Source organism: Streptomyces sp. NPDC005752 (genome assembly GCF_040630715.1).
In the GTDB taxonomy this organism is placed as follows: domain Bacteria; phylum Actinomycetota; class Actinomycetes; order Streptomycetales; family Streptomycetaceae; genus Streptomyces.
The window spans coordinates 32,151-54,658 of record NZ_JBEXYB010000046.1; the positions used below are offsets into that span (position 1 = coordinate 32,151).

At 68.3% G+C, this 22,508-nt stretch carries 22 protein-coding genes, 1 tRNA gene and 1 pseudogene; 14 read left to right on the forward strand and 10 right to left on the reverse strand.

Features of this window, described 5'->3' with window-relative positions; translation table 11 throughout:
* Positions 1-96 precede the first annotated feature (96 nt).
* Entirely contained in the window at positions 97-624 is a 528-nt protein-coding gene (locus ABZ441_RS29710) for a peptidylprolyl isomerase (RefSeq protein ID WP_358979778.1), read from the forward strand.
* A 234-nt stretch (positions 625-858) separates the two neighbouring features.
* Positions 859-1,773: a rhomboid family intramembrane serine protease gene (locus tag ABZ441_RS29715; RefSeq protein WP_358979780.1), complete on the forward strand. Its 915-nt coding sequence runs from the start codon at positions 859-861 to the stop codon at positions 1,771-1,773.
* A 243-nt stretch (positions 1,774-2,016) separates the two neighbouring features.
* Here the strand turns inward: ABZ441_RS29715 and crgA are convergent, their stop codons facing one another.
* A complete protein-coding gene (gene crgA / locus ABZ441_RS29720; protein WP_031090433.1) occupies positions 2,017-2,271 on the reverse strand; it encodes a cell division protein CrgA in 255 nt (84 codons plus the stop codon).
* A gap of 178 nt (positions 2,272-2,449) precedes the next feature.
* Here crgA and ABZ441_RS29725 point away from each other — a divergent pair, with 178 nt between their 5' ends.
* The 6 genes and pseudogenes from ABZ441_RS29725 to ABZ441_RS29750 form a co-directional block, all read left to right on the forward strand.
* A complete protein-coding gene (locus ABZ441_RS29725) occupies positions 2,450-3,175 on the forward strand; it encodes a DUF881 domain-containing protein (protein WP_358979783.1) in 726 nt (241 codons plus the stop codon).
* A 141-nt stretch (positions 3,176-3,316) separates the two neighbouring features.
* Positions 3,317-3,505 carry a hypothetical protein gene (locus ABZ441_RS29730; protein WP_205019106.1) on the forward strand — a complete coding sequence of 63 codons (189 nt, stop codon included), beginning with the start codon at positions 3,317-3,319 and terminating at the stop codon, positions 3,503-3,505.
* Complete coding sequence (locus ABZ441_RS29735) at positions 3,502-4,140, forward strand: aminodeoxychorismate/anthranilate synthase component II (protein ID WP_358979785.1); 639 nt, start codon at positions 3,502-3,504, stop codon at positions 4,138-4,140. The genes ABZ441_RS29730 and ABZ441_RS29735 overlap by 4 nt, the downstream gene beginning before the upstream one ends.
* Positions 4,137-5,492, forward strand: a complete 1,356-nt coding sequence (locus ABZ441_RS29740; RefSeq protein WP_358979787.1) for a class E sortase — start codon at positions 4,137-4,139, stop codon at positions 5,490-5,492. Before ABZ441_RS29735 ends, ABZ441_RS29740 begins: the two co-directional genes overlap by 4 nt.
* Before the next feature lie 27 nt (positions 5,493-5,519).
* Positions 5,520-6,248, forward strand: a complete 729-nt coding sequence (locus ABZ441_RS29745; RefSeq protein ID WP_358979789.1) for a class E sortase — start codon at positions 5,520-5,522, stop codon at positions 6,246-6,248.
* A 219-nt stretch (positions 6,249-6,467) separates the two neighbouring features.
* A pseudogene (locus tag ABZ441_RS29750) lies at positions 6,468-6,575 on the forward strand (transposase); the annotation flags it as partial.
* Between the two features lie 36 nt (positions 6,576-6,611).
* Here the strand turns inward: ABZ441_RS29750 and ABZ441_RS29755 are convergent.
* From ABZ441_RS29755 to ABZ441_RS29785, 7 genes are all read right to left on the reverse strand, one after another.
* Entirely contained in the window at positions 6,612-7,124 is a 513-nt protein-coding gene (locus ABZ441_RS29755) for a DinB family protein (protein WP_358979791.1), read from the reverse strand.
* Positions 7,125-7,287: 163 nt separating this feature from the next.
* Positions 7,288-9,270 (reverse strand): Stk1 family PASTA domain-containing Ser/Thr kinase, encoded by a 1,983-nt coding sequence (pknB, locus tag ABZ441_RS29760; protein WP_358979793.1) that lies wholly within the window; start codon positions 9,268-9,270, stop codon positions 7,288-7,290.
* Between the two features lie 171 nt (positions 9,271-9,441).
* The gene (locus tag ABZ441_RS29765; protein WP_358979795.1) at positions 9,442-10,896 is read right to left on the reverse strand and encodes a penicillin-binding transpeptidase domain-containing protein; all 1,455 of its coding nucleotides are present in this window, start codon (positions 10,894-10,896) and stop codon (positions 9,442-9,444) included.
* The gene (locus ABZ441_RS29770; protein WP_358979797.1) at positions 10,893-12,293 is read right to left on the reverse strand and encodes an FtsW/RodA/SpoVE family cell cycle protein; all 1,401 of its coding nucleotides are present in this window, start codon (positions 12,291-12,293) and stop codon (positions 10,893-10,895) included. The genes ABZ441_RS29765 and ABZ441_RS29770 overlap by 4 nt, the downstream gene beginning before the upstream one ends.
* Positions 12,294-12,314: 21 nt before the next feature.
* Positions 12,315-13,814: a Stp1/IreP family PP2C-type Ser/Thr phosphatase gene (locus tag ABZ441_RS29775; RefSeq protein WP_358979799.1), complete on the reverse strand. Its 1,500-nt coding sequence runs from the start codon at positions 13,812-13,814 to the stop codon at positions 12,315-12,317.
* 129 nt (positions 13,815-13,943) lie between these two features.
* The gene (locus tag ABZ441_RS29780; protein WP_099173299.1) at positions 13,944-14,459 is read right to left on the reverse strand and encodes an FHA domain-containing protein; all 516 of its coding nucleotides are present in this window, start codon (positions 14,457-14,459) and stop codon (positions 13,944-13,946) included.
* Positions 14,460-14,469: 10 nt separating this feature from the next.
* Positions 14,470-15,324 (reverse strand): DUF3662 and FHA domain-containing protein, encoded by an 855-nt coding sequence (locus ABZ441_RS29785; RefSeq protein WP_358979802.1) that lies wholly within the window; start codon positions 15,322-15,324, stop codon positions 14,470-14,472.
* A 315-nt stretch (positions 15,325-15,639) separates the two neighbouring features.
* On the opposite strand from ABZ441_RS29785, the gene ABZ441_RS29790 reads away from it, so the two are divergent.
* Positions 15,640-15,722 (forward strand) — tRNA-Leu (locus ABZ441_RS29790).
* Positions 15,723-16,056: 334 nt separating this feature from the next.
* Here ABZ441_RS29790 and ABZ441_RS29795 read toward each other — a convergent pair.
* On the reverse strand, positions 16,057-16,668 hold the full coding sequence (locus ABZ441_RS29795) for an NAD(P)H-dependent oxidoreductase (RefSeq protein ID WP_358979804.1): 612 nt from the start codon (positions 16,666-16,668) through the stop codon (positions 16,057-16,059).
* Between the two features lie 157 nt (positions 16,669-16,825).
* Here ABZ441_RS29795 and ABZ441_RS29800 point away from each other — a divergent pair, with 157 nt between their 5' ends.
* A complete protein-coding gene (locus ABZ441_RS29800) occupies positions 16,826-17,170 on the forward strand; it encodes a helix-turn-helix domain-containing protein (protein WP_358979806.1) in 345 nt (114 codons plus the stop codon).
* 81 nt (positions 17,171-17,251) lie between these two features.
* On the opposite strand, the gene ABZ441_RS29805 is transcribed toward ABZ441_RS29800, so the two are convergent.
* The gene (locus ABZ441_RS29805; protein WP_358979808.1) at positions 17,252-17,704 is read right to left on the reverse strand and encodes a MarR family winged helix-turn-helix transcriptional regulator; all 453 of its coding nucleotides are present in this window, start codon (positions 17,702-17,704) and stop codon (positions 17,252-17,254) included.
* Positions 17,705-17,785: 81 nt separating this feature from the next.
* On the opposite strand from ABZ441_RS29805, the gene ABZ441_RS29810 reads away from it, so the two are divergent.
* The 4 genes from ABZ441_RS29810 (at position 17,786) to ABZ441_RS29825 (ending at position 22,139) form a co-directional block, all read left to right on the forward strand.
* Positions 17,786-18,859 (forward strand): hypothetical protein, encoded by a 1,074-nt coding sequence (locus ABZ441_RS29810; protein WP_358979810.1) that lies wholly within the window; start codon positions 17,786-17,788, stop codon positions 18,857-18,859.
* A 356-nt stretch (positions 18,860-19,215) separates the two neighbouring features.
* Positions 19,216-20,682, forward strand: coding sequence for a DUF2252 domain-containing protein (locus tag ABZ441_RS29815; protein WP_358979812.1), 1,467 nt, complete (start codon positions 19,216-19,218; stop codon positions 20,680-20,682).
* Positions 20,683-20,741: 59 nt separating this feature from the next.
* Positions 20,742-21,749: a J domain-containing protein gene (locus ABZ441_RS29820; protein WP_358979814.1), complete on the forward strand. Its 1,008-nt coding sequence runs from the start codon at positions 20,742-20,744 to the stop codon at positions 21,747-21,749.
* A gap of 45 nt (positions 21,750-21,794) precedes the next feature.
* Positions 21,795-22,139: a rhodanese-like domain-containing protein gene (locus ABZ441_RS29825; protein ID WP_358979816.1), complete on the forward strand. Its 345-nt coding sequence runs from the start codon at positions 21,795-21,797 to the stop codon at positions 22,137-22,139.
* The last annotated feature ends 369 nt before the right edge of the window (positions 22,140-22,508 follow it).

Consider the following 22,508-nt stretch of genomic DNA (forward strand, 5'->3'; position numbering starts at 1 on the left):
TGAGCGCGGCACGTGACCGGGCGATGGCCGGGCGGAGGAGGGGGTGCTGCGTGCAAGGATCGGTGGTCATCAGCGAAGACTTACGGAAGGCAGATCGTGGCCGAGCAGCTTTACGCCACTTTGAGGACCAACCAGGGCGACATCGAGATCCGGCTTCTGCCGAACCACGCGCCCAGGACGGTCAAGAACTTCGTGGAGCTCGCCAAGGGCGAGCGTGAGTGGACCAACCCCGAGACCGGCAGGAAGTCCACGGGCAAGCTGTACGACGGAACCGTCTTCCACCGCGTCATCGAGGGTTTCATGATCCAGGGAGGCGACCCGCTGGGTAACGGCACGGGCGGCCCCGGATACGAGTTCGCTGATGAGTTCCACCCCGACCTCGCGTTCAACAAGCCGTACCTGCTTGCCATGGCCAACGCCGGCCCCGGCACCAACGGATCGCAGTTCTTCGTCACCGTGTCGCCCACCGCCTGGCTGACCGGGAAGCACACGATCTTCGGCGAGGTCGTCGACGAGGCGGGCAAGAAGGTCGTGGACGCCATCGCCGGCGCCCCGGCCAACCCGCGCACCGACCGTCCTCTGCAGGACGTGGTGATCGAGTCGGTCGTCATCGAGACCCGCTGACCCGCTGCCCCTCTCGGCGGCCGGGCTCCGGGCCGTCGACGTCCGAGGCCGGTCACCCGGCCGGGCGCCGGACCGGACGGGCTGCTGCCGCTGCCGCGAACAGCCCGCAGTCCCCGGCAGCCCGCTGTCCTACGGGAACCAACCGCCCTGCTCGTCCGTACTGTTACATAACGGGCGAGCGGGGCGGTCGCATGTGTGCTGCCTCCACGGACGAGGACCGAAGGGCCGTGACCGATGGACCAGCAGCCTCCGGAAGAGCAGGAAAGGTCCGCGGCCGCGGACGGTTCGCTCACGTGTTACCGGCATCCGGGCAGGGAGACGGGTATCCGCTGCACGCGGTGCGAGCGGCCGATCTGCACGGACTGCATGATCGAGGCCTCGGTGGGCTTCCACTGCCCGGAATGCGTCCGTGAGGGTTCCGGCACGGGCCACCACCGGGCGGTGAACCGGCCGCGGACCCTGGCGGGCGGCAGTGTCGCCGCCGACCCCAGGCTGGTCACCAAGATCCTGCTCGGCATCAATCTCGCCGTCTTCGTCGCTGTCCTGATCGCCAAGCAGTCCGGGTATCCGCTGCTCGACGACCTGCTGCTGTTCGGCCGTGCCTACTCGGGCGATCCGTCGGGCGGTCCCGAAGGAGTTGCGGAGGGCCAGTGGTACCGGCTGGTGACATCGATGTTCCTGCACCAGGAGGTGTGGCACATCGCTTTCAACATGCTGGGGCTGTGGTGGCTCGGCGGGCCCTTGGAGGCTGCGCTGGGCCGGGGCCGCTACCTGGCGCTCTATCTGCTCTCCGGTTTGGCGGGCAGTGCGCTCACCTACTGGATCGCCGACCCCGCGCAGGGCTCGCTCGGTGCCTCGGGCGCCGTCTTCGGCCTGCTGGGTGCCACGGCCGTGCTGATGCGCCGGATGAACTACGACATGCGGCCGGTGATCGCGCTCCTCGTGGTGAACCTGATCTTCACGTTCAACCCCTGGGGTGCGATCGCCTGGCAGGCGCATGTCGGTGGGTTGGTCGCCGGTGCGCTGATCGCGATCGCCATGGTCCACGCGCCGCGCGGGCACCGGAATCTCGTGCAGTACGGCGCCTGTGCGCTGGTCCTCGTGGTGGTCGTCCTGGCCGTCATTCTCAGGACGGCTGCGCTCACCTGAGCGGACTTCATCGCTCAAGGCGGCCGGTTGTCCACAGAGTGTGCCGGATCTTGTGCATGACGTGGGGAACAGGTGTGCCCCTTGTCGCTGAACCGGGTTTTACCAGCCAGGACAAGGGGCGTACCTTCTCGCGATGCGTAAGTGTGTAGTCACACCGGCGTCAACTCCGAGAGAGGTTATCCACAGATCGTCTGACCTTTTCCCCTACCTGTGGATAACTCTGTGGGTAACTTCAGGGCAGAGCTACTTCCACTGCGTGGAGACGCCGAAGCCGCCGGCGATGAAGCCGAAGCCCACCACGATGTTCCAGTTGCCGAGGGCGTCGATCGGCAGGTCGCCTTCGGTGACGTAGAAGACCACGATCCAGGCCAGGCCGATGAGGAAGAGCGCCAGCATCACCGGCGCCACCCAACTGCGGTTGGTCAGCTTTATGCTCGTCGACTGCTTCGCCGGCGGAGGCGTGAAGTCTGCCTTCTTGCGGATACGTGACTTCGGCACGAGGGACTCTCCTGTCGATGCGCTGCGTGACCGCGCAGGGATCTGTGGCTGGCGCCGGGGCGCGAGGGGGAATGCTGCCTCCCCGGGGCGTCCGTTAGCGTAGTGCTTCCGTGGCGCCTAAGGAGATAAGGGTACGTTGAGCAATTCTGCCGACTCTCCCCGAGGCCAGGCCGGGCGCATGTCCCGATGGCCGGTCCAAGGCCTCACCGCTGCCGTTTTCGCGCTGGCCGGGCTGATCTTCGTCACCAGTGCCAACACGGCCAAGGGGACCGATATCCGTACCGACTCCTCTCTGCTGAAGCTCTCCGACCTCATTCAGCAGCGCAGCGAGAACAACGCGGAGCTGGACGAATCGACCGCCGCCGTCCGCGCGGACATCGACACCCTCGCCCGGCGTGACGACGGGAGCACCCGCGCCGAGGACGCCGAGCTGGACGCGCTGGAGGATGCCGCGGGCACCACGAAGGTCACCGGTGAGGCGCTCTCCGTCACGCTGAACGACGCGCCGCCGAACGCCACGGCCAACCCGGGATACCCCGAGCCGCAGCCCAACGACCTGGTCATCCACCAGCAGGATCTGCAGGCCGTCGTCAACGCCCTCTGGGAGGGCGGTGCCCGCGGCATCCGGGTCATGGACCAGCGGCTGATCTCCACGAGCGCGGTGCGCTGCGTGGGCAACACGCTGATCCTTCAGGGCCGCGTCTACTCCCCTCCGTACAAGGTCACCGCCGTCGGCGACCGGGGGCGGCTGAGGCAGGCGCTCGACGACTCCACGGCGATCCAGAACTACCAGCTGTACGTGAAGGCGTACGGGCTCGGATGGAAGGTCGAAGAGGACGACGAGCTGACGCTTCCGGGGTATTCGGGCACCGTGGACCTCCACTACGCACAGCCTGTGGAGTAGCTCGCGCGATGCCCCGGGCCGTGCGCCCTCGTGGGGCACGCGCAGGGCGGTGAGAGCCACCCGGCGGGCGGCTTTCCACAGCTGACACACGTCTGTGCCCCGGCCGTTTAGTCTGGTGCCGTACCGAATGGAGGCGACAGCATGTACGGCTGGATCTGGCGGCATCTGCCGGGCAACGTGTGGGTGCGGGGCTTCATCTCGCTCGTGCTGGCCCTGGCCGTTGTCTACGCGCTCTTCCAGTACGTCTTCCCCTGGGCGGAGCCCCTGCTCCCGTTCGGTGACGTGACGGTGGACGGCGAGAGCACCAGCGGAGCGGGAGCCGGTCAGTGAGCGCACGCATTCTCGTCGTCGACAACTACGACAGCTTTGTGTTCAACCTCGTCCAGTACCTCTATCAACTCGGCGCCGAGTGTGAAGTGGTGCGGAACGACGCGGTGACCACGGCACACGCCGACGACGGCTTCGACGGGGTCCTGCTGTCGCCCGGACCGGGCACACCCGAACAGGCCGGTGTGTGCATCGAGATGGTGCACCACTGCGCGCGGAGCGGAGTTCCGGTCTTCGGCGTCTGTCTGGGGATGCAGTCGATGGCCGTGGCGTACGGCGGTGTCGTGGACAGGGCGCCGGAGCTGCTGCACGGCAAGACCTCCCCCGTGCTGCACGAGGGCAAGGGCGTGTTCGCCGGTCTGCCCTCCCCGTTCACGGCGACGCGTTACCACTCGCTCGCCGCCGAGCCGACGACGGTCCCGCCCGAGCTCGAGGTCACCGCACGTACGGCCGACGGCATCATCATGGGACTCCGCCACCGCGAACACGCCGTGGAGGGTGTGCAGTTCCACCCGGAGTCGGTGCTCACGGAGCACGGTCACCTGATGCTCGCCAACTGGCTCGAGCACTGCGGTGACCAGGGCGCCGTCGGGAGATCGGCGGGGCTCGCCCCGGTGGTGGGCAAGGCCGCCGCGTGACCTCACTCCGCCCCCACTCCGGGCAGGACGGCTCGTACGCGCAGGGAGCGTACGAGCCCGACGGCACGTTCGAGGCGGCGGTGGAGCAGCTCGCGGATCCGTTGAACGATCCGCTGCCGGGGCAGCACACCTCGCCCTGGTTCCGGGCGGAGCATCCGCAGGAAGCCGACGGCGAGGTGTCGCAGACGCCCCAGGTGGCGGCTCAGGGGCCCGTGGAGGCCCCGGGCGAGTGGTACGACCCGGAGGGGTACCAGAGGGACTGGTACGGGCACCAGGGGCCGGAGTCGGCTCCCGCCGCGAACACCGTTCAGGGGACCGCGGTGACACCCGGTCCGGCCACGCCCGCCCCGGTGTCGACCGTGCCCGGGCCCGCGCCGGTTCCCACGGCACCTGACCCGGTCCCCGTGCGGCACGCCGATGAGGTCGGTCCGGTGCCGCACGACGAGACCGTGGCACTGCGGACCGCCGATACGCGGCGTGCCGCGCAGCCTTCCGGAACCGGCTCCTCCGATCCTGCCGCCGAACCGGCTCCGACAGGAGGCCGGGCCGAGCGCAGACGGGCGGCCAGAGGACGCGGAGGGCGGAGGGGTGAGCCCCGGCGCACAGGCGGGGCCGAGCCGGCGGGACCGGCGGTGCCGATGTCACGTCTGGAGGCCCGGCGTGCGGCCCGTGCCGCAAAGGACAGCCCCGCCGTCGTGGCCAGCCGGGTCGTCGGTGAAGTGTTCATCACCTTCGGCGTGTTGATGCTCCTGTTCGTCACGTACCAGCTGTGGTGGACCAACGTCCGTGCCGACCAGATCGCCGGCCGGGAGACGAGCAAGATCCAGGACGACTGGGCGAACGGAGAGCGCAGCCCCGGTGTCTTCGAGCCAGGTCAGGGATTCGCCATCATGCACATCCCCAAGCTGGACGTGGTCGCGCCGATCGCCGAGGGCATCAGCAAGGAGAAGGTCCTCGACCGAGGCATGATCGGGCACTACGGCGAGGGCAAACTGAAGACCGCGATGCCTTCGGCGGAGCAGGGGAACTTCGCGGTGGCCGGGCACCGCAACACCCACGGCGAGCCCTTCCGCTACGTCAACAAGCTGAAGCCGGGCGATCCGATCGTCGTCGAGACGCAGGATGCCTACTACACGTACGAGATGGCCAGCATCCTTCCGCAGACGTCACCGTCCAATGTGGCGGTGATCGACGAGGTCCCGCCCGGTTCCGGTTTCACCGGCCCGGGCCGGTACATCACGCTGACCACGTGCACCCCGGAGTTCACGAGTACGTACCGAATGATCGTGTGGGGCAAAATGGTCGACGAACGGCCGCGCAGCGAGGGAAAGCCCGACGCGCTCGTCGGCTGAACCATCATCAGGACAGGGACGGGTGCGGTGGCAGCGAGGACCGAGCACGATGAGCGCACCGACGAGCCGGTTGCCCCGGTGCGACGCAGGAGCCGTCATCCCGTCGCGACGGCGGTGAGCCTCTTCGGTGAACTGCTCATCACCGCGGGGCTGGTGCTGGGCCTGTTCGTCGTCTACTCGCTGTGGTGGACCAACGTGCTCGCCGACCGTGAGTCGGACAGGCAGGGCAACACCGTCCGCGACCGCTGGGCGGGTGGCCCGGGAGCCCTGGACACCAGGGACGGCATCGGTTTCCTCCACGTCCCCGCCATGAAGAACGGCGAGGTGCTCGTCAAGAAGGGCACCGACACCGGGACGCTCAACAACGGTATCGCCGGCTACTACACGGACCCCGTCAAGTCGGCCCTCCCCTCGGACGCGCAGGGCAACTTCGCGCTCGCCGCGCACCGGGACGGACACGGTGCCAAGTTCCACAACATCGACAAGGTGAAGAAGGGCGACGCGGTCGTCTTCGAGACCAAGGACACCTGGTACGTCTACAAGGTCTACGCGGAACTGCCTGAGACGTCGAAGTTCAACGTCGACGCGATCGCTCCGGTCCCCGAGGAGTCGGGCGTGAAGAAGGCCGGCCGGTACATCACGCTGACCACGTGCACCCCGGTGTACACGTCGAAGTACCGCTACATCGTGTGGGGTGAGCTGGTGCGGACCGAGAAGGTGGACAGGGACCGCACGAAGCCGGCTGAGCTTCGCTAGTGCCGTATCAGGCAACGTTCGCCCTGCTGTGACGCGCCGTTCCGGTGCAGTGCCGGGCGGCGCCCGGCACTGCACCGGAGTGCCGGGCGGCGCCCGGCGGTCACTCCGGCCGGGAGGTGGAACGAGTACGCGAGATCGGCGATGACGAAGGGGACGGCTGCTTCGGATCATCCGCCGGGGAACCGGTTCGGTGGTGACCTGGCGGCGTGCGCAGATGGGTTCTGCCGCCACCTGCGAACTCTCTATCCGCCCGAGATCCGTATCGCGATCGTCTGTGCCGACTTCTTCCCGCACCTGACCACGAAGGAGCGCCGGCGGGTCGGCACGTCGTCGCCAGGGCCGGCCACCGCTGCCTGATCGGCGCTAAACGCCGGTAGTGCCATCGATGCGTTCCCGGATCAGGTCGGCGTGGCCGTTGTGGCGGGCGTACTCCTCGATCATGTGGATGTAGATCCAGCGGAGGCTGACGTCCTGCTCCATGAAGCGGCCCGTATCGGTCGGAGCACGGTCGGTGCAGTGCTCGCGGGCGATGGCGATCTCGGCGTGCCAGGTGGCGAGGGCGTCACTCAGGGTGGCACTCGCAGCCACGTCGAAGCCGCCGTCGGGGCCGTCCGGGTCTGCCTGCGGGTCGTAGATGGGCGGGGCCTGTTCTCCGGCGAACACGCGGCGGAACCAGTTCCGCTCCACCTCCGCCATGTGCTGCACGAGGCCGGTCAACGTGAAGCCGGACGGTGGCACGGACGCGACGGCAGCCTGCTCATCGTCCAGGCCCTCACACTTCATGGCGAGCGTGATGCGATGAAAGTCGAGCCAGCTTTCGAGCGTGATCCGCTCATCGGCGTCCAGGGGCGGCATGGGGCGTTCGATGGCGCTCATCGGTCGATTATCGCCAGCAGCCGAAGCCGTCGACAGCCAGGGCCTCACAACAGGGCGAAGGTGGCCTGCTACGGCTGGACACGGATGACGGAAAGGCGCAGGGCCCCGGTCACCGCTGAGGTGACTGGGGCCCTGCGCCTTTTTTTCTGCGGTGTCGCGCGGGTCAGCCGTCCGAGCCGTCACGGCCGCCGAAGATGTTGCCCTCCGGGCCGAGAGTGGTGAGAGTGACCGTGCTCCCCTTGGCGACCTGGGAGTTGGCCCCGGGGTCGGCCTGCATCACCAGGGCGTTCGGCTTGTCCGACGAGTTCGGCGCGAGTGCGACCACGAGACCCATGCCTTCGAGCGCGGCCTTCGCCTCCTGGTACCGCTTTCCGATGATGTCACCGGGGACGGTGACCTGCTCCGGCTCGGCCGGGCCCTTGGAGACCTTCAGGACGATCTGGGTGTCCTTGGACTGCTTGCTGTTCGGTGCCGGGGTCTGTTCGACCACGGTGTCGGCGGGTTGATCCGAGTCGACGTCCGTCCTGGAGACGTTCTCGAAGCCGACGCCCTTCAGCTGGGCTTCGGCGTCCGTGAAGGACCTGCCGACCACACCCGGCACGTTCTGGGTCGCTTCCTTGGCCACGGTGATCGTGACCTCGGAGTCCTTCTCGACCTTCGAGCCGCCCTCGGGATCCTGCTTGGTGACTGTGCCCGCGGTCGCGTCGGATTCCACTGCCGTGACCTTGACCGTGAAGCCCTCGTCCTCCAGCTTCTTGCGGGCACTGTCCTCGGACTTCTCCAGGACGTCCGGGACCTCGACCTTGGGGGCGCCGGTGGAGACGACGACGGTCACGGTCTCGCCCTTCTCCATCTGGGCGTCCGCGGAGGGCTCCTGGCTGCAGATCTGGCCCTTCTCCTGCGCCTCGCAGGGCTCCTTGGAACCGACCTTCAGGACGACTTCGGAGTTGTCCGCGAGTTTCTGCGCCTGGTCGACCGTCGAGCCGATCATGTTCGGTACGTCGAACTTGCCGCCGCCGCTCTCGGTGTCGGTGAAGACCGCACGTCCGATCAGGATCGCGCCGATGAGCACCAGGACGCCCGCGACGACCAGAAGGATCGTCGAGGTGTTGTTCTTCTTCTGACGCCGGCGGCCGGGGCGGTCGTCGTAGCCGTAGCCGCCGTCGTCCGGGTTGACCGGGGGCAGCATCGACGTCTGGGCGCCGTTCGAGTCGGCCGCGCGCAGTGCCGTCGTGGGCTGGTCGTTGTTGTACGCGTTGTAGCCGCCGTAGCCCGCCGCGCCCATGGCCGCCGTGGCTGCGACCGGCTGGCCGTCGAGGCAGGCCTCGATGTCGGCGCGCATCTCGTCGGCCGACTGATAGCGGTAGTCGGGGTCCTTGGTCAGTGCCTTCAGGACGATGGCGTCCATCTCGGGCGTGATCTCGGAGTCGAAGTTGCTCGGAGGCTGCGGCTCCTCCCGCACGTGCTGGTACGCGACGGCGACGGGCGAGTCACCCACGAACGGCGGGCGGACCGCGAGCAGCTCGTAGAGCAGGCAGCCGGTGGAGTACAGGTCGGAGCGCGCGTCGACCTGCTCGCCCTTGGCCTGCTCAGGGGAGAGGTACTGGGCGGTGCCGATGACCGCGGCGGTCTGCGTCATCGTCATGCCCGAGTCACCCATGGCGCGGGCGATACCGAAGTCCATGACCTTGACCTGGCCGGTGCGCGTCAGCATGACGTTCGCCGGCTTGATGTCTCGGTGGACGATCTGGGCGCGGTGCGAGTACTCCAGGGCCTGGAGAATCCCGACCGTCATCTCGAGGGTCCGCTCCGGCAGCAGCTTGCGGCCCGAGTGCAGGAGTTCCCTGAGGGTCGACCCGTCGACGTACTCCATCACGATGTACGGGATGGAGACCCCGTCGACGTAGTCCTCGCCGGTGTCGTAGACGGCGACGATCGCGGGGTGGTTGAGCGAGGCGGCCGACTGGGCTTCACGGCGGAACCGTGCCTGGAAGGACGGATCGCGGGCGAGGTCGGCCCGCAGCGTCTTCACAGCGACGGTGCGGCCGAGCCGGGTGTCATGCGCGAGGTAGACCTCGGCCATGCCACCACGGCCGAGCACCGAGCCCAGCTCGTACCGGCCGCCGAGGCGACGCGGCTCTTCCATAACTGATCCAGCCCTCTCCGTCAGTCCCGACCGCACCCGTGTGTGGTCCGGCGGTGCGCTGTTCGCGCATACGCTACCGGGCACGCCCGGCGTGATCGGCCCGCACCCGTCAGCCGATATCCGACCGGTATCCCAATGTGCTGGTGTGGACAGAAGTTGTGAAGGGTGTCACTACTTTCCGTCGAGTACCGCCTTCATCACGCTCTTGGCGATCGGGGCGGCCAGGCCGCCACCGGAGATGTCGTCCCTGTTGGCGTTGCCGTCCTCGACCACCACGGCGACGGCGACCGGGGAGCCGCTGTCGGTCTTGGCGTACGAGATGAACCAGGCGTACGGCTTCTCACTGTTGTTGAGGCCGTGCTGGGCGGTACCGGTCTTACCTCCGACAGTGACGCCGTCGATCTGCGCGTTGGTTCCCGTGCCGTCCTCGACCACGGTCTCCATCATCTGCTGCACCTTCTGGGCGTTCTCCGCCGAGAGCGGCCGGCTGAGCTGCTCCTTCTCGTGCGTGTAGATGACGTCCAGATTGGGCGCCTGGCGCTGGGCGACCATGTACGGCTGCATGAGCTTGCCGTCGTTGGCGATCGCGGAAGCCACCATGGCCATCTGGAGCGGAGTGGCGCGGTTGGAGGCCTGGCCGATGCCCGCCATGGCGTTCTGCGGCTGGTTGTCCTTCGGGTAGATGCTGGCGTCGGCCCGGACCGGCGTGAAGACTTCCTCGTTGAAGCCGAACTTGTCGGACTGCTCGATCATCTTCTCGTTGCCGAGGTCGTTGCTCATCTTGCCGAAGACGGTGTTGCAGGAGTAGCGCAGGGCGTCCCGGAGCGATGCGTTCTCGCAGGGAATGTCACCCTCGTTCTGCAGCAGGTTGGTCGACAGGGGGAGCCGCCAGGGCAGCGGGGAGTCCGTCTCCTCGTCGATGTCCGAGTACAGGCCGTTCTCCAGCGCCGCGGCGGCCGTCACGACCTTGAACGTCGAGCCGGGCGGGTAGGTCTCCCGCAGGGCCCGGTTCAGCATCGGCTTGTCCTTGTCGGCCAGGAGCTTCTGCCGGGCGTCGGAGTCCTTCATGGAGTTCCCCGCGAAGACCGAGGGGTCGTACGAGGGAGTGCTGGCCAGTGCCAGGACGGCGCCGGTCCGGGGGTCGATGGCGGCGACGGCGCCCTTCTTGGCACCCAGTCCCTTGAAGGCGGCCTTCTGGGCGGCGCCGTTGAGGGTGGTCACGATGTCGCCGCCGGTCTTCTTCTCGCCGGTGAACATCGACAGGGTGCGGTCGAAGAACAGCTGGTCGCTGTTGCCGGTGAGGATGCCGTCCTCGATGCTCTCCAGCTGCGAGGAGTCGAAGGCCTGGGAGGAGTAGCCGGTGACGGGCGCCCACATGGGGCCGTCCTTCCAGACGCGCTTGTACTTGAAGTCGCCGTCCGTGGTCTCGACGGAGCCCGTGACGGGCTCGCCGTCGACGATGATGTTGCCGCGCTCGTGGGCGTAGCGCTCGATCTGGACGCGGCGGTTGTGCTCGTTCGCGTTGAGCTCGTCGGCCCGCACGTACTGGACGTAGTTGGTGCGGATCAGCAGGGCCAGAACGAGGATCCCGCAGAACATCGCGATCCGGCGCAGAGGCTTGTTCATGGTCGGACCACCTGGGTCATCTCTGCGTCCGGGGACGGTGCGGGAGCCGGGGCGGGTCGTCGGGCCGTGTCACTGATCCTGATCAGGATGCCGATCAGTGCCCAGTTGGCGATGACGGACGAACCGCCGGCCGCCATGAACGGCATGGTCATACCCGTCAGCGGGATGAGCCCCATGACGCCGCCGGCGACGACGAAGACCTGGATGGCGAAGGAGCCGGAGAGGCCGATCGCGAGGAGCTTGCCGAAGGGGTCCCGGGCGGCCAGCGCCGTACGGACGCCGCGCTCGACGATCAGACCGTAGATGAGCAGGACGGCCATCATGCCGGCCAGCCCGAGCTCCTCGCCGACGGTGGCGAGGATGAAGTCGGAGTTGGCGGCGAAGCCGATCAGGTCGGAGTTGCCCTGGCCCAGGCCGGTGCCGAGGGTGCCTCCGGAGCCGAACGCCATGAGCGACTTGGCCATCTGCTCGCTGGCCATCTCCTTGCCCCAGCCCGCGAAGGGGTCGAGCCAGGCGGTGACGCGGTCCTGCACGTGCGGCTCGAACGTCGCGACGCCTACAGCGCCGGCTCCGGACATCAAAAGGCCGAAGACGATCCAGCTGGTGCGCTCGGTGGCGACGTACAGCATGACGACGAACATGCCGAAGAACAGCAGCGAGGATCCGAGGTCGGTCTCGAAGACGAGGATCAGGATCGAGAAGGCCCAGACCATGAGGATCGGGCCCAGGTCACGGCCGCGGGGCAGGTACAGACCCATGAAGCGGCGGCTGGCCAGGGCCAGCGCATCGCGTTTGACCATGAGGTAGCCGGCGAAGAACACCGCGATGATGATCTTCGCGAACTCCCCGGGCTGGATTGTTCCGACGCCAGGGATCTTGATCCAGATCTTGGCGCCGTTCACAGCCGGGAAGAACATCGGAAGGATCAGGAGGACCAGCGCCACCAGCATGGAGATGTAGGTGTAGCGCTGCAGGATGCGGTGGTCCTTGAGGGCGATCAGGACGACGACCATCAGGGCCACGCCGACCGCCGAGAACATCAGCTGCTTTGAGGCGGCAGGGGCGAACGTCTTGATCGACTGGAACCGTTCCGACTGGTCGAGCCGCCAGATGAGGGCCAGTCCCAGTCCGTTCAGCAGGGTCGCCAGCGGAAGGAGCAGCGGGTCCGCGTACGGAGCGAATCTCCGCACCGCGATATGTGCCACTCCGCCGAGCAGCGCGAGGCCCAGGCCGTAGCCGAGCATGCCGGCGGGCAGTTCGCCGTTGAGGGCGAGGCCCACGTTGGCGTACGCGAACACCGAGATGAGTACGGCGAAGGCGACCAGCGCCAACTCGGTGTTGCGGCGGCTCGGCGCGTCGATCGCGCCGATGGTGGTCGTGTTGGTGACAACGCTCATGTGCTGAAGGCCCCCTACGGCTTACTGCTTACCGCACTGCAGGGCCAGCTTCTTCTCTTCCTCCGAGAGGCTGGGGCCGGGAGTGGGAGTCGCGGTCTTGGTCCCCTTGGCGGGAGTCGTGGCGGTGTCGGAAGCGGTGCCGGCCTCGCCCTGGTCCTTGGCGGCGTTGCTGTCCGCGGCGGCGTTGGTGTCCGCCTTGGCCGCGCGGCGCTGCGCGTCCTTCTCGCAGGCGGAGGCCTGCGCATCGAGCTCGCTGATCTTCTTGCGGGCGTCGGCGAGGTTGCCCTGGGAGATGGTCGCTTCGACCTGCTTGCGCCAGTAAGGCGGGAGGTACTTGAGTTCGATCTTGGTGTCCTCCTCGACCTTCGAGAGGGACACCCAGGCGAGATCCTGGCTGATCCCGCGGTACAGCGCGACGTTGTCGTCCTTCGTGCCCACGTAGAACTGGGTCTGGGTCCAGCGGTATCCGCCGTAGACGCCACCGCCGATCACGGCCAGGGCGAGCACGATGTAGAACGACCGCTTCAGCCACCTGCGGCGACCGCGGGGCTTGACGAAGTCCTCGTCGGAGTACGAGTCGAAGGCGCCGTCCGGACCGGAGGCGTATCCCACGTCGTCGCCGCTGCCGGGGGGGCCGAAGCCGCCGGCCGGCGGCGGCACGGACCGGCCGAGGCCGGCAGCACGTCCCGCCGGCGTCTCCATGGCCCGGCCGTCGCTCGCTTGGGCGGCCTGGTTCTCGGCGACCGCGCCGACGATGACCGGGGTGTCGTTGAGCTGCCCGGCCAGGGTGTCGTTGCTGTCGACGTCCAGGACGTCGGCGACGATGCAGGTGATGTTGTCCGGGCCACCACCGCGCAGCGCGAGCTGGATGAGGTCCTGGATGGTCTCCTGCGGGCCCTGGTAGCTGGCCAGGGTCTCCTCCATCGTCTGGTGGGAGACGACGCCCGAGAGTCCGTCCGAGCAGATCAGATAGCGGTCACCTGCGCGGACCTCCCGTACGGAGAGATCGGGCTCCACGTGGTCGCCGCTGCCCAGAGCCCGCATCAGCAGAGAGCGCTGCGGGTGAGTGGTGGCTTCTTCCTCGGTGATCCTGCCCTCGTCGACGAGACGCTGCACCCAGGTGTGGTCCTGCGTGATCTGCGTCAGGACGCCGTCACGCAGGAGGTAGGCGCGGGAGTCCCCGACGTGGACGAGCCCGAGGCGCTGACCGGTCCAGAGCAGCGCGGTGAGCGTGGTGCCCATGCCCTCCAGCTGAGGGTCCTCCTCGACCATGACGCGCAGCTGGTCGTTGGCCCGCTGCACCGCCGTACCGAGCGAGGTGAGGATGTCGGAGCCCGGGACGTCGTCATCGAGCTGGACGAGGGTGGAGATCACCTCGGAGCTGGCGACCTCGCCGGCCGCCTGGCCGCCCATGCCGTCGGCGATGGCGAGCAGGCGGGGACCGGCGTAGCCGGAGTCCTCGTTGCCTTCCCGGATCATGCCCTTGTGCGATCCGGCGGCGAAGCGCAGGGACAAGCTCATGCGCACCTCGCCCGTCGGTTCGGGGTACAGCCGGTCTCGAGCCACACTGCCCACCCTCCGGTCGGGAGCCGGGCCGGGTCCGTCGTAAGGACCGCCGCGGCTCGCTCGCTCCGCTCGCTCATTGTCGTACTACTTCCGCAGCTCGATGACGGTCTTGCCGATGCGGATCGGCGCGCCCAGCGGAACAGGTGTCGGGGTGGTGAGCCGGGTCCGGTCGAGATAGGTGCCGTTGGTGGACCCGAGATCCTCGACGATCCACTGGCCGTCACGGTCCGGATAGATCCTGGCATGCCTGCTGGACGCGTAGTCGTCATCCAGCACGATCGTTGAATCGTGTGCCCGGCCCAGGGTGATGGTCTGGCCCTGGAGGGCGACGGTGGTGCCGGTGAGCGTGCCTTCGGAGACGACCAGCTTTGTGGGAGCCCCACGGCGCTGGCGCCCGGACTGCTGGCGCTGCTGAGGCGGCGCTGCTTGCTGTTGGCGCCCCTGCTGCGGGCGCGTGTCAGCGGCAGTGCGGCGTGAGCCGCGCTGCGTGACGCGCGTACCGAACAGGTCGCTGCGAATGACCTGTACGGCCACGATTACGAATAGCCACAGAACAGCCAGGAAACCTAGCCGCATGACCGTCAGGGTCAGCTCTGACATTGCCCCCGCTTCACCCTTCGGCTTGCCGGTAAACGATGGTGGTGCTGCCCACGACGATCCGCGAGCCGTCGCGGAGCGTAGCGCGGGTGGTGTGCTGCCCGTCTACCACGATGCCGTTGGTAGACCCGAGATCCTGGATCGTCGAGGGCGTTCCGGTCCGGATCTCACAGTGCCGGCGCGATACGCCGGGGTCGTCGATCCGCACGTCGGCGTCGGTGCTTCGTCCCATCACCAACGTCGGGCGGGAGATCTGATGGCGGGTGCCGTTGATCTCGATCCAGCGCCTCACCTGGGCGTCGGGCGCGGGGCCGGACGCGGCCGGCGGACGCCAGTCGCTGGAGGGGCCTCCGGAGCGCCCGGCACCCGGCGGCGGGGCCGCGGGCATGGGCGGGGCGGAAGCAGGCGGGTAGCCGTAACCACCCTGCCCCTGGGGGGCGGGCCGGTTCGGCTGGGCGTGGGAAGCGGGGCTCTGCTGGCCCTGCTGTGACGAACTCGACGCCAAGGTCCTGCTGCGTACTCGGTAGAGACCGGTGTCGAGGTCGTCCGCCTTCTCCAGGTGGACCTTGATCGGTCCCATGAAGGTGTACCGCTGCTGCTTGGCGTAGTCGCGTACGAGGCCGGACAGCTCGTCGCCGAGCTGGCCGGAGTACGGGCTGAGCCGTTCGTAGTCCGGTGTGCTGAGCTCGACGATGAAGTCGTTGGGCACGACCGTCCGCTCGCGGTTCCAGATCGAGGCGTTGTTGTCGCACTCACGCTGGAGTGCTCCCGCGATCTCGACCGGCTGCACCTCGGACTTGAACACCTTGGCGAAGGTGCCGTTGACCAGGCCTTCGAGACGCTGCTCGAAACGCTTCATGACTCCCATGGGGCACCTCCTCCGTTGTCGTCATCCCTGTACTGCCTACTGATCGTATCCACGCGTAGGGAAATCGGCTGGTTCCCCTTGTCTGCACAGTGGATGAGTGTCACCTCTCACACGGATCGTAGAGGTGGCCTCCTCATAGTGTCCCGCACTCCGGGTGCACTCAGGAGGAGCGGGGCCGAGCTTTCCGCGTTCCCGGTTCCCCCCGTGGGTCCGGGGAAACAACGGATGTGAATCCACCCTGTCCAGCGTGCTAATCTTCCGGATGTCGCCAGGCGCTCACACCACACGGTGAGAGAGTCTGAAAACACCACTCATGCGCGAGTGGCGGAACGGCAGACGCGCTGGCTTCAGGTGCCAGTGTCCTTAGGGACGTGGGGGTTCAAATCCCCCCTCGCGCACAACGGGCAGTCGCTTGCGATTGCCGGGTTGGTTCGACAGAACCCCCGCACCGGAGAGATTCGGTGCGGGGGTTCTTCGTGTTTGGGCCCCTGTGCGTGGGCGGCGTGGCTCTTCCGGTCCCGCCCGGCCTTCGGGAACGGGCCAGGGCCGGCCGGCTCGGGCCCGTTCCCGAAAGGCGCCGCCGGACGAGTCGGGCGTGCGTGGCGGGCGTTGTGATGCAGGACGCACTGATGCAGAACTGTGGCCGGAGCGGGGCCGCTGTTTCACGTGAAACGTCGGATCCATACCGAAGGGGTGTTTCGTACCGGCCCCTGCCGGTGGCCGCTCCGTCGCTCAGGCAGCGAGGCGCGCCGCCAGGGCCTTGGCCTTCACCGCCGCGTCGGTGAGCGCCTGAGCGCGGGACGCGTCCGCGAGTGGAATCAGGTCGGCCATTTCGGGCTTCGAGTGGGCCAGGGTCAACTCCGGGACTATGAAATCGACTTCCGCCCCGAGCATGCCCGTCAGCACCTTTTCCAGGTAGTTCTGGACGAACTCGAAGCCCTCGCGTGGCGTGCCGGGGGCGTACGAACCGCCGCGACTGGCCACGACGGTGATGGGGGTGCCGGAGACGGGGCCGTCGGGGCCGGCGTTGTGGCCGACGATGATCACTTGGTCCAGCCATGCCTTCAGCGTGGACGGGATGGAGAAGTTGTACATCGGAGCGCCGATGAGTACGGCGTCCGCTGCGGCCAGTTCGGCGGCCAGGTGCCCGCGCAGGGTGTCCTCCGCGCCGGCGGCTGCAGCCGAGGCGTCCAGGTGGGGCAGAGGGTCGGCGGCGAGGTCGCGGTAGATGACTTCGCCGTCGGGGTGCTGCTCGCGCCAAGCGGCGACGAAGGTGGCGGTGACAGTGCGGGATGTGGAGTTCTGGGGAAAGACGGCGGAGTCGAGGTGGAGGAGCGTGGCCATGGGGATCTCCGTGAGGGGTGAGGGCGGCTCGGCTCGGGCCCATAAAAGTAGCGGGCGTGGAGGCCGGATCCGCAGGATGTTTTTCCGTACGTAGCTATTACTAACATAGTCGCTTACTTTTAATAAGTACCCAACGTCGACGCAGTACTCTGGGGCCATGGCGGATCACGGTGAGCAGGCCTGTCGGCGGGTGGATGCGAGTATCAGCCGCGTCTTCGAGCTGCTCGGGAAGCGCTGGACGGGCCCGATCGTCTCTGTGCTGATGCGCCAGCCGGTGCACTTCGCGGATCTGCGCCGGGCGATTCCGGGGATCAGTGAGCGAATGCTCTCGGACCGGCTTTCCGAGCTGGGGGCGGCTGGGCTCGTGGTGCGTGAGGTCGACGAGGGTCCCCCGCTGCGGGTGGCGTACCGGCTGACGGCGGCCGGCGCCGCCATGGAGCCCGCACTCAAGGAACTCGGGCAGTGGGCGGATACCTACCTGGCGGGCCCGGGGAGCTGCTGACGGGCGGTCGCTCGGAGCGGTTACCTCGGGGGAGCCTCCCCGGCGCCGGTGTGCGGCCGGCCGCCGGTGCGCGGTGGGTGCCTAGAGGGGCGGGTTTCCTTCGCCTGCCGAGTTGTAGCGCAGGAGGTACTCCGCGAACTGCTCGAGATCGTTCGACGTCCAGGTGCCGAGGCGTTCCCGGTAGGCGGCTCGTCGACTGGCCTGCGTCGAGGCGAGAGCCTGGGTGCCGGCGGCTGTGGGATGCAGTACCTGGATGCGCTGGTCGTCCGGGTCCGGATGGCGCTCGACCAGGCCCAGTTTCTCCAGCGTTGCGATCTGCCGGCTGACCGTCGACTTGTCCAGCATGTAGTGAGCCGCCAGATCGGTCGCGCGGCAGCCGTGCCGGTGGTCGATGTGGGCGAGCAGTGTGTAGGAGACCAGCGGCAGATCCGGATGGAGCCGAGCCGCGGCCGAGCGTGCGCGGCGTGCGAAAGCGGTGAGCTCTCGCTGGATGACGTCCAGCGACTCCTCGCGTTCCCGGGGGGCGTCTGCCACGTGATTCACCTTCTCGAACGTTAGTTGTACGCTACAACGAGAGTGAAAGTTGTAAAAGCCAACCACTGGAGGAGCGGCCGAATGTCCGCAGGTCCGATCTCCGCCCCCGGCTCGACCGCCGGCGCGCTGCGTCATGTGCTCAGTCATCTCGTCACGCCGTTGCTGATGTGTATCGGTATGGGGCTCGCCTATCTGGGGGCCTTCCACGCCCCTGAGCCGCATGACCTGAGGGTGGACGTCGTGGGCTCGGGAGCGAGCGCGCAGGTGCTTGCACAGTCCTTGCAGGACAAGGGGGACGGTGCATTGAGTGTGCGTACGGTAGCGGACCGGGACATCGCGGTGAACCACCTGCGGACGCAGCAGAGTTACGGCGCCTACGTGCCGGGCAGCGGCCCCGAGCTCATCGTGGCCAAGGCCTCGTCGGACACCAGCGCGACGGTCGTCCAGAAGGTCTTCACCGAGGTCGCCGCCGAGCAGGGCGCACCCCTGCAGGTGACGGACGTGGCACCCACCGCGGACGGTGATCCGACCGGACAGGGGATCTTCTTCCTGCTGGTGGCGGTCAGTATCGGGTCCTACGCGTCGGTCGCGGTGATCGGTGGTGCGGGTGCGGTGCTGGCACTGCGGATCAGGGCCGGACTCGCGATCGGCATGTCGTTGGTGGTGAGCGTGATCGGCGCCGCCTTCGCCGGTCCGGTGTTCGGGCTGGTGGACCATGGGCTCGGCGGGCTCTGGGCGATGGCCTGGCTCTATTCGGCGGGCATTCTGCTGATCGGGGTGGGCCTGCACACCTTCCTCAAGCGGTGGACCACGCTCGGTGTGATGCTGCTCTTCGTGATGCTCAACTTCACGAGTTCCGGCGGCATCTTCCGGCCTGAACTCCAGCCGGGCTTCTTCGGATCGCTGCACTCCTTCTGGAACGGCGCGGGCTTCGTCGAAGGCGTTCGCAGCCACGTGTACTTCGGCGGACATTCCCTGAGCGGGCACCTTCTGGTGCTGGCTCTGTGGTTCGTGGCCGGACTGGTCGTCGTGGGTGTGGCGGGCCTGGCCGAGGCGAATCGGCGTCGGGCGTCCGAGGGGAAGGCGCGGGAGGTGGCGGCCGCGCGGGCGGCGGCCGGCGCTGAGGAGGAGATGGAAGAGGCCGTCGGGATCTGACCTCGGACAGGTGCCCGGGTTCGTGGTGCCGGGCGTGGGCACCTCTCCGCTTCGAGGAGGGCCGGAGGGGATGTCGGCGCGCGCGGTTCCTGGGGCGTGCGACTCCGGTTCGTGCGGTGCCTGTACGTGCGGGTCGGGCCGGGGCGCTGTGCCGGGGCTTGGCCTTGTGGTGTGCTCCGGCCGGTGGCTCGTCCGGGCCGGGCCGGTGGCACGGGATTCCCGACCCGGCAGGGGGTTGTCCACAGGGCGGCTTCCGGGCTGTCCACAGGGGCAGACGGCTGTCACCCGACGGTTGTACCGTCGTCCGCAGTTGATGTTGGTCGGACGGACCGGTTGAGCGAGGACGGGGCGGCTCCATGGGCGAAGTCGAGGCGACCGAGGCTGCGGTGCCGGTACAGCGGTCTGCGGGTGACGCGCGCATTCCGGTTGTTCCCGGGTTCGCGCGTCGGAGGGCAGACGGGGCGCGGCCGTCCGGATCAGGGACCGTGTCCCCGAAGGCGGCCGGCAAGGCGCTGCGGCTCGACGTGCCCCGGTCCGCGCACAGTTCCTTGGTGCTGCCCGCCGGACGGCCGGATGCGATACAGGCGGTCGAGGAGTCGAACCGGGGCCGAGTGCCTGGCCTGACGCCCATACGGGTCGGGCGGATGTCGGCAACACCGTTCGCGTTTCTCCGCGGCTCGGCCGGACTGATGGCACACGACCTGACGGGCACGCCGGTCACAGGCGTCGGTGCCCAGCTCTGTGGGGACGCGCACGCGGCCAACTTCGGCTTGTACGGCGATGCGCGGGGGAACCTGGTCATCGATCTCAACGACTTCGACGAGACGGTGTTCGGGCCGTGGGAGTGGGATCTCAAGCGGCTCGCCACTTCGCTGGTGCTCGCGGGCCGGGAAGCTGGGGCGGACGAGGACACCTGCCGGCAGGGTGCGTTCGACACAGTGGGCGCGTACCGGCGCACGATGCGTCTTCTGGCGCGGTTGCCCGCACTCGACGCGTGGAACGCCATCGCCGACGAGGAGCTCGTCTCGCACACCGACGCCAGGGATCTGCTCGGGACGCTGGAGCGGGTCTCCGCCAAGGCCCGTAAGAACACGAGTGCCCGATTCGCCGCCAGGTCCACGGAGGAGTGCGAGGACGGAGGGCGTCGCTTCGTCGACGCACCGCCTGTGCTCCGCCGGGTGCCCGACGCGGAGGCGGCGGCTGTGGCGGCCGGGCTCGAGGGCTATCTTGCGACCATCTCGGAGGACAGGGTTCCGCTGCTGGCCCGCTACGCCATCCACGACGTGGCGTTCCGGGTGGTCGGCACGGGAAGCGTGGGGACCCGGTCGTACGTGGTGCTCCTGCTCGACCACCGTGGCGAGCCGCTGGTCCTGCAGGTGAAGGAGGCCCGTCCCTCCGTGCTCTCCCCCTACCTCCGGCAGGCCGGCTTCGAGGTACCGGGCGTGGAGCACGAGGGGCGACGGGTGGTTCTCGGGCAGAAGCGGATGCAGGTCGTCAGCGACATCCTGCTCGGTTGGGCCGAGGTCGACGGCAGGTCCTACCAGGTGCGTCAGTTCAGGAATCGCAAGGGCAGCGTGGATCCGGCCGCGCTCGCGGCGGATCAGGTGGACGACTACGGGCGGATGACCGGGGCCCTGCTGGCCCGGGCCCATGCACACAGCACGGATCCCCGGCTGCTCGCGGGTTACTGCGGGAAGAACGCCGAGCTCGACGATGCTGTGGCCGATTTCGCCGTGATGTACGCGGACCGCACGGAGGCGGATCACGCTGAACTCGTGCGGGCTGTCCGGGCCGGGCGAATAGCCGCCGAGCAAGGCGTCTGAGCGGGGCCTGCGCACACCGTGTGTATTCGGGGCACGGGCCGTGGCCATACGCTGGACGGGTGACCCACGAAGCCGCCGGGGTGCCGACCACCCGGAACGACGAAGACCGGCAGAACCAGGACCGGCAGGACGAGCCGCAGCACGCGCAGGACGCGTCGCAGGGTGACGATCCGCGAGCCGATCCGGACGTGTCGCCGGCGGCGGGCCCCGCCACCGGCGACGTGGCTGGTGATCCTGCCGTCAGTGCGGGCGGTGAGGCGGGTGACGACGCGGCGGCGGGTGAGGGCGGCGCTCCCCGGCCCGAGGAGCGGCTCGCGAAGGCTGTCAGGGTGGCTGAGCAGGCGCTGATCGAGTTCGAGATCGCGGTGGAGACCTTCCGGGTCGAGGTGGAGAATTTCTCCCGGCTCCACCACCAGAAGCTCGGCCCCATGTATGCGCGCCTTGACGAGCTCGACGCGCAGATCGCGGAGGCCCGGGCCGCGAAGACGGGCGATCCGGAGGATCTGCGCAAGGCCCAGGAGGCACGGGCCATTGTGATGCCGATGCCTGGGGTCGACGAGCTCTTCCACGACTGGATGGACTCGGACGGGCTCTCGCCGGAGGCCTCGGCGATGCTGACCGAGCAGCCCGTCCGGCCGCCGAAGCGGGTCAGGCCGGGCGAGGAGGCGCGCAAGCTCTACCGGGAGCTGGCCCGAAAGGCTCATCCGGATCTGGCACCGGACGAGCAGGAGCGGGCACGACGCGATGAATTCATCGCTCGGGTCAATGCTGCCTACGGACGCGGCGACGTGGCGTTGCTGAAGGAGCTGGCCGCCGAGTGGGCGGCGGGGCCTGTGGCGCCGGAGCTGCGACTCAGCGAGAGCGAGGAGCTCTATGCGCGGCTGGAGTGGCTCAGCCGCCGTAAGGAACTGCTGACGGTTCTTGCCCAGGAGCTCGAGGAGAGTGCGATCGGCTCGATGCTGAGGATGGCACCGGAGGACCCCGACCGGCTGCTCGACGACATCGGCGAGAAGCTCCTGGCGGAGGTGTCCCAGCGTGAGGACGAGCTGGCTGGGCTGGTGCAGTAGCGTTCCGGATGACCCTGGCGCTTACGTACGAGAGAAGGCATACCCATGAATTTCGCTCCGCTGCCCTCGGTGGACGCCGTCGCGGTTCCCTCGGACGGATTCGTGCTGGACGTCCGAGAGGACGACGAGTGGGCAGCCGGGCACGTCGAGGGTGCGCTGCACATTCCCATGAGTGACTTCGTGGGCCGCTTCGGCGAACTGACCGAAGCAGCTGACGACGGTCGGCGCGTGCATGTGATGTGCCGCGTCGGGGGCCGGTCCGCTCAGGTCACCCAGTACCTGGTGCAGCAGGGCATCGACGCTGTGAACATCGACGGCGGCATGCTCGCCTGGGACGGCGCCGAGCGTCCTATGGTCACGGACAACGGGAGCGCGGCCTTCGTCCTCTGACGGGCCTCTTCGGAGCCGTCCTCGCCGCTGCTGCGCAGAGCGGCTCCATCGCGACCTGCCGCCGCACGAACCCGTCGGGATGTTCCCGGGAGGGGGCTTCGGCTGCGGGCCTTGCCCCGTAGTTGCCTCAGGGCTGTCTCCACAGCTGCCATGTGCCTCTACCAGCGCCTCCGGGACCGGTGGAGGCAGCCGCCTCTGGGACCGGCTTGAGCCGGCGGGCTGCTGCGCGGTGCGATCCTCCTGTCCGTTCGCTTACGCGGACAGGCGTGGTGGCCCCCGCTCGTCGGCGCCTCGTCAGGCGCGCCGCTCAGGGACGTCACGCGGACGCCGGAGCCTTGTCGGCCCGTACGGTGTCGACGGCCTCCAGCC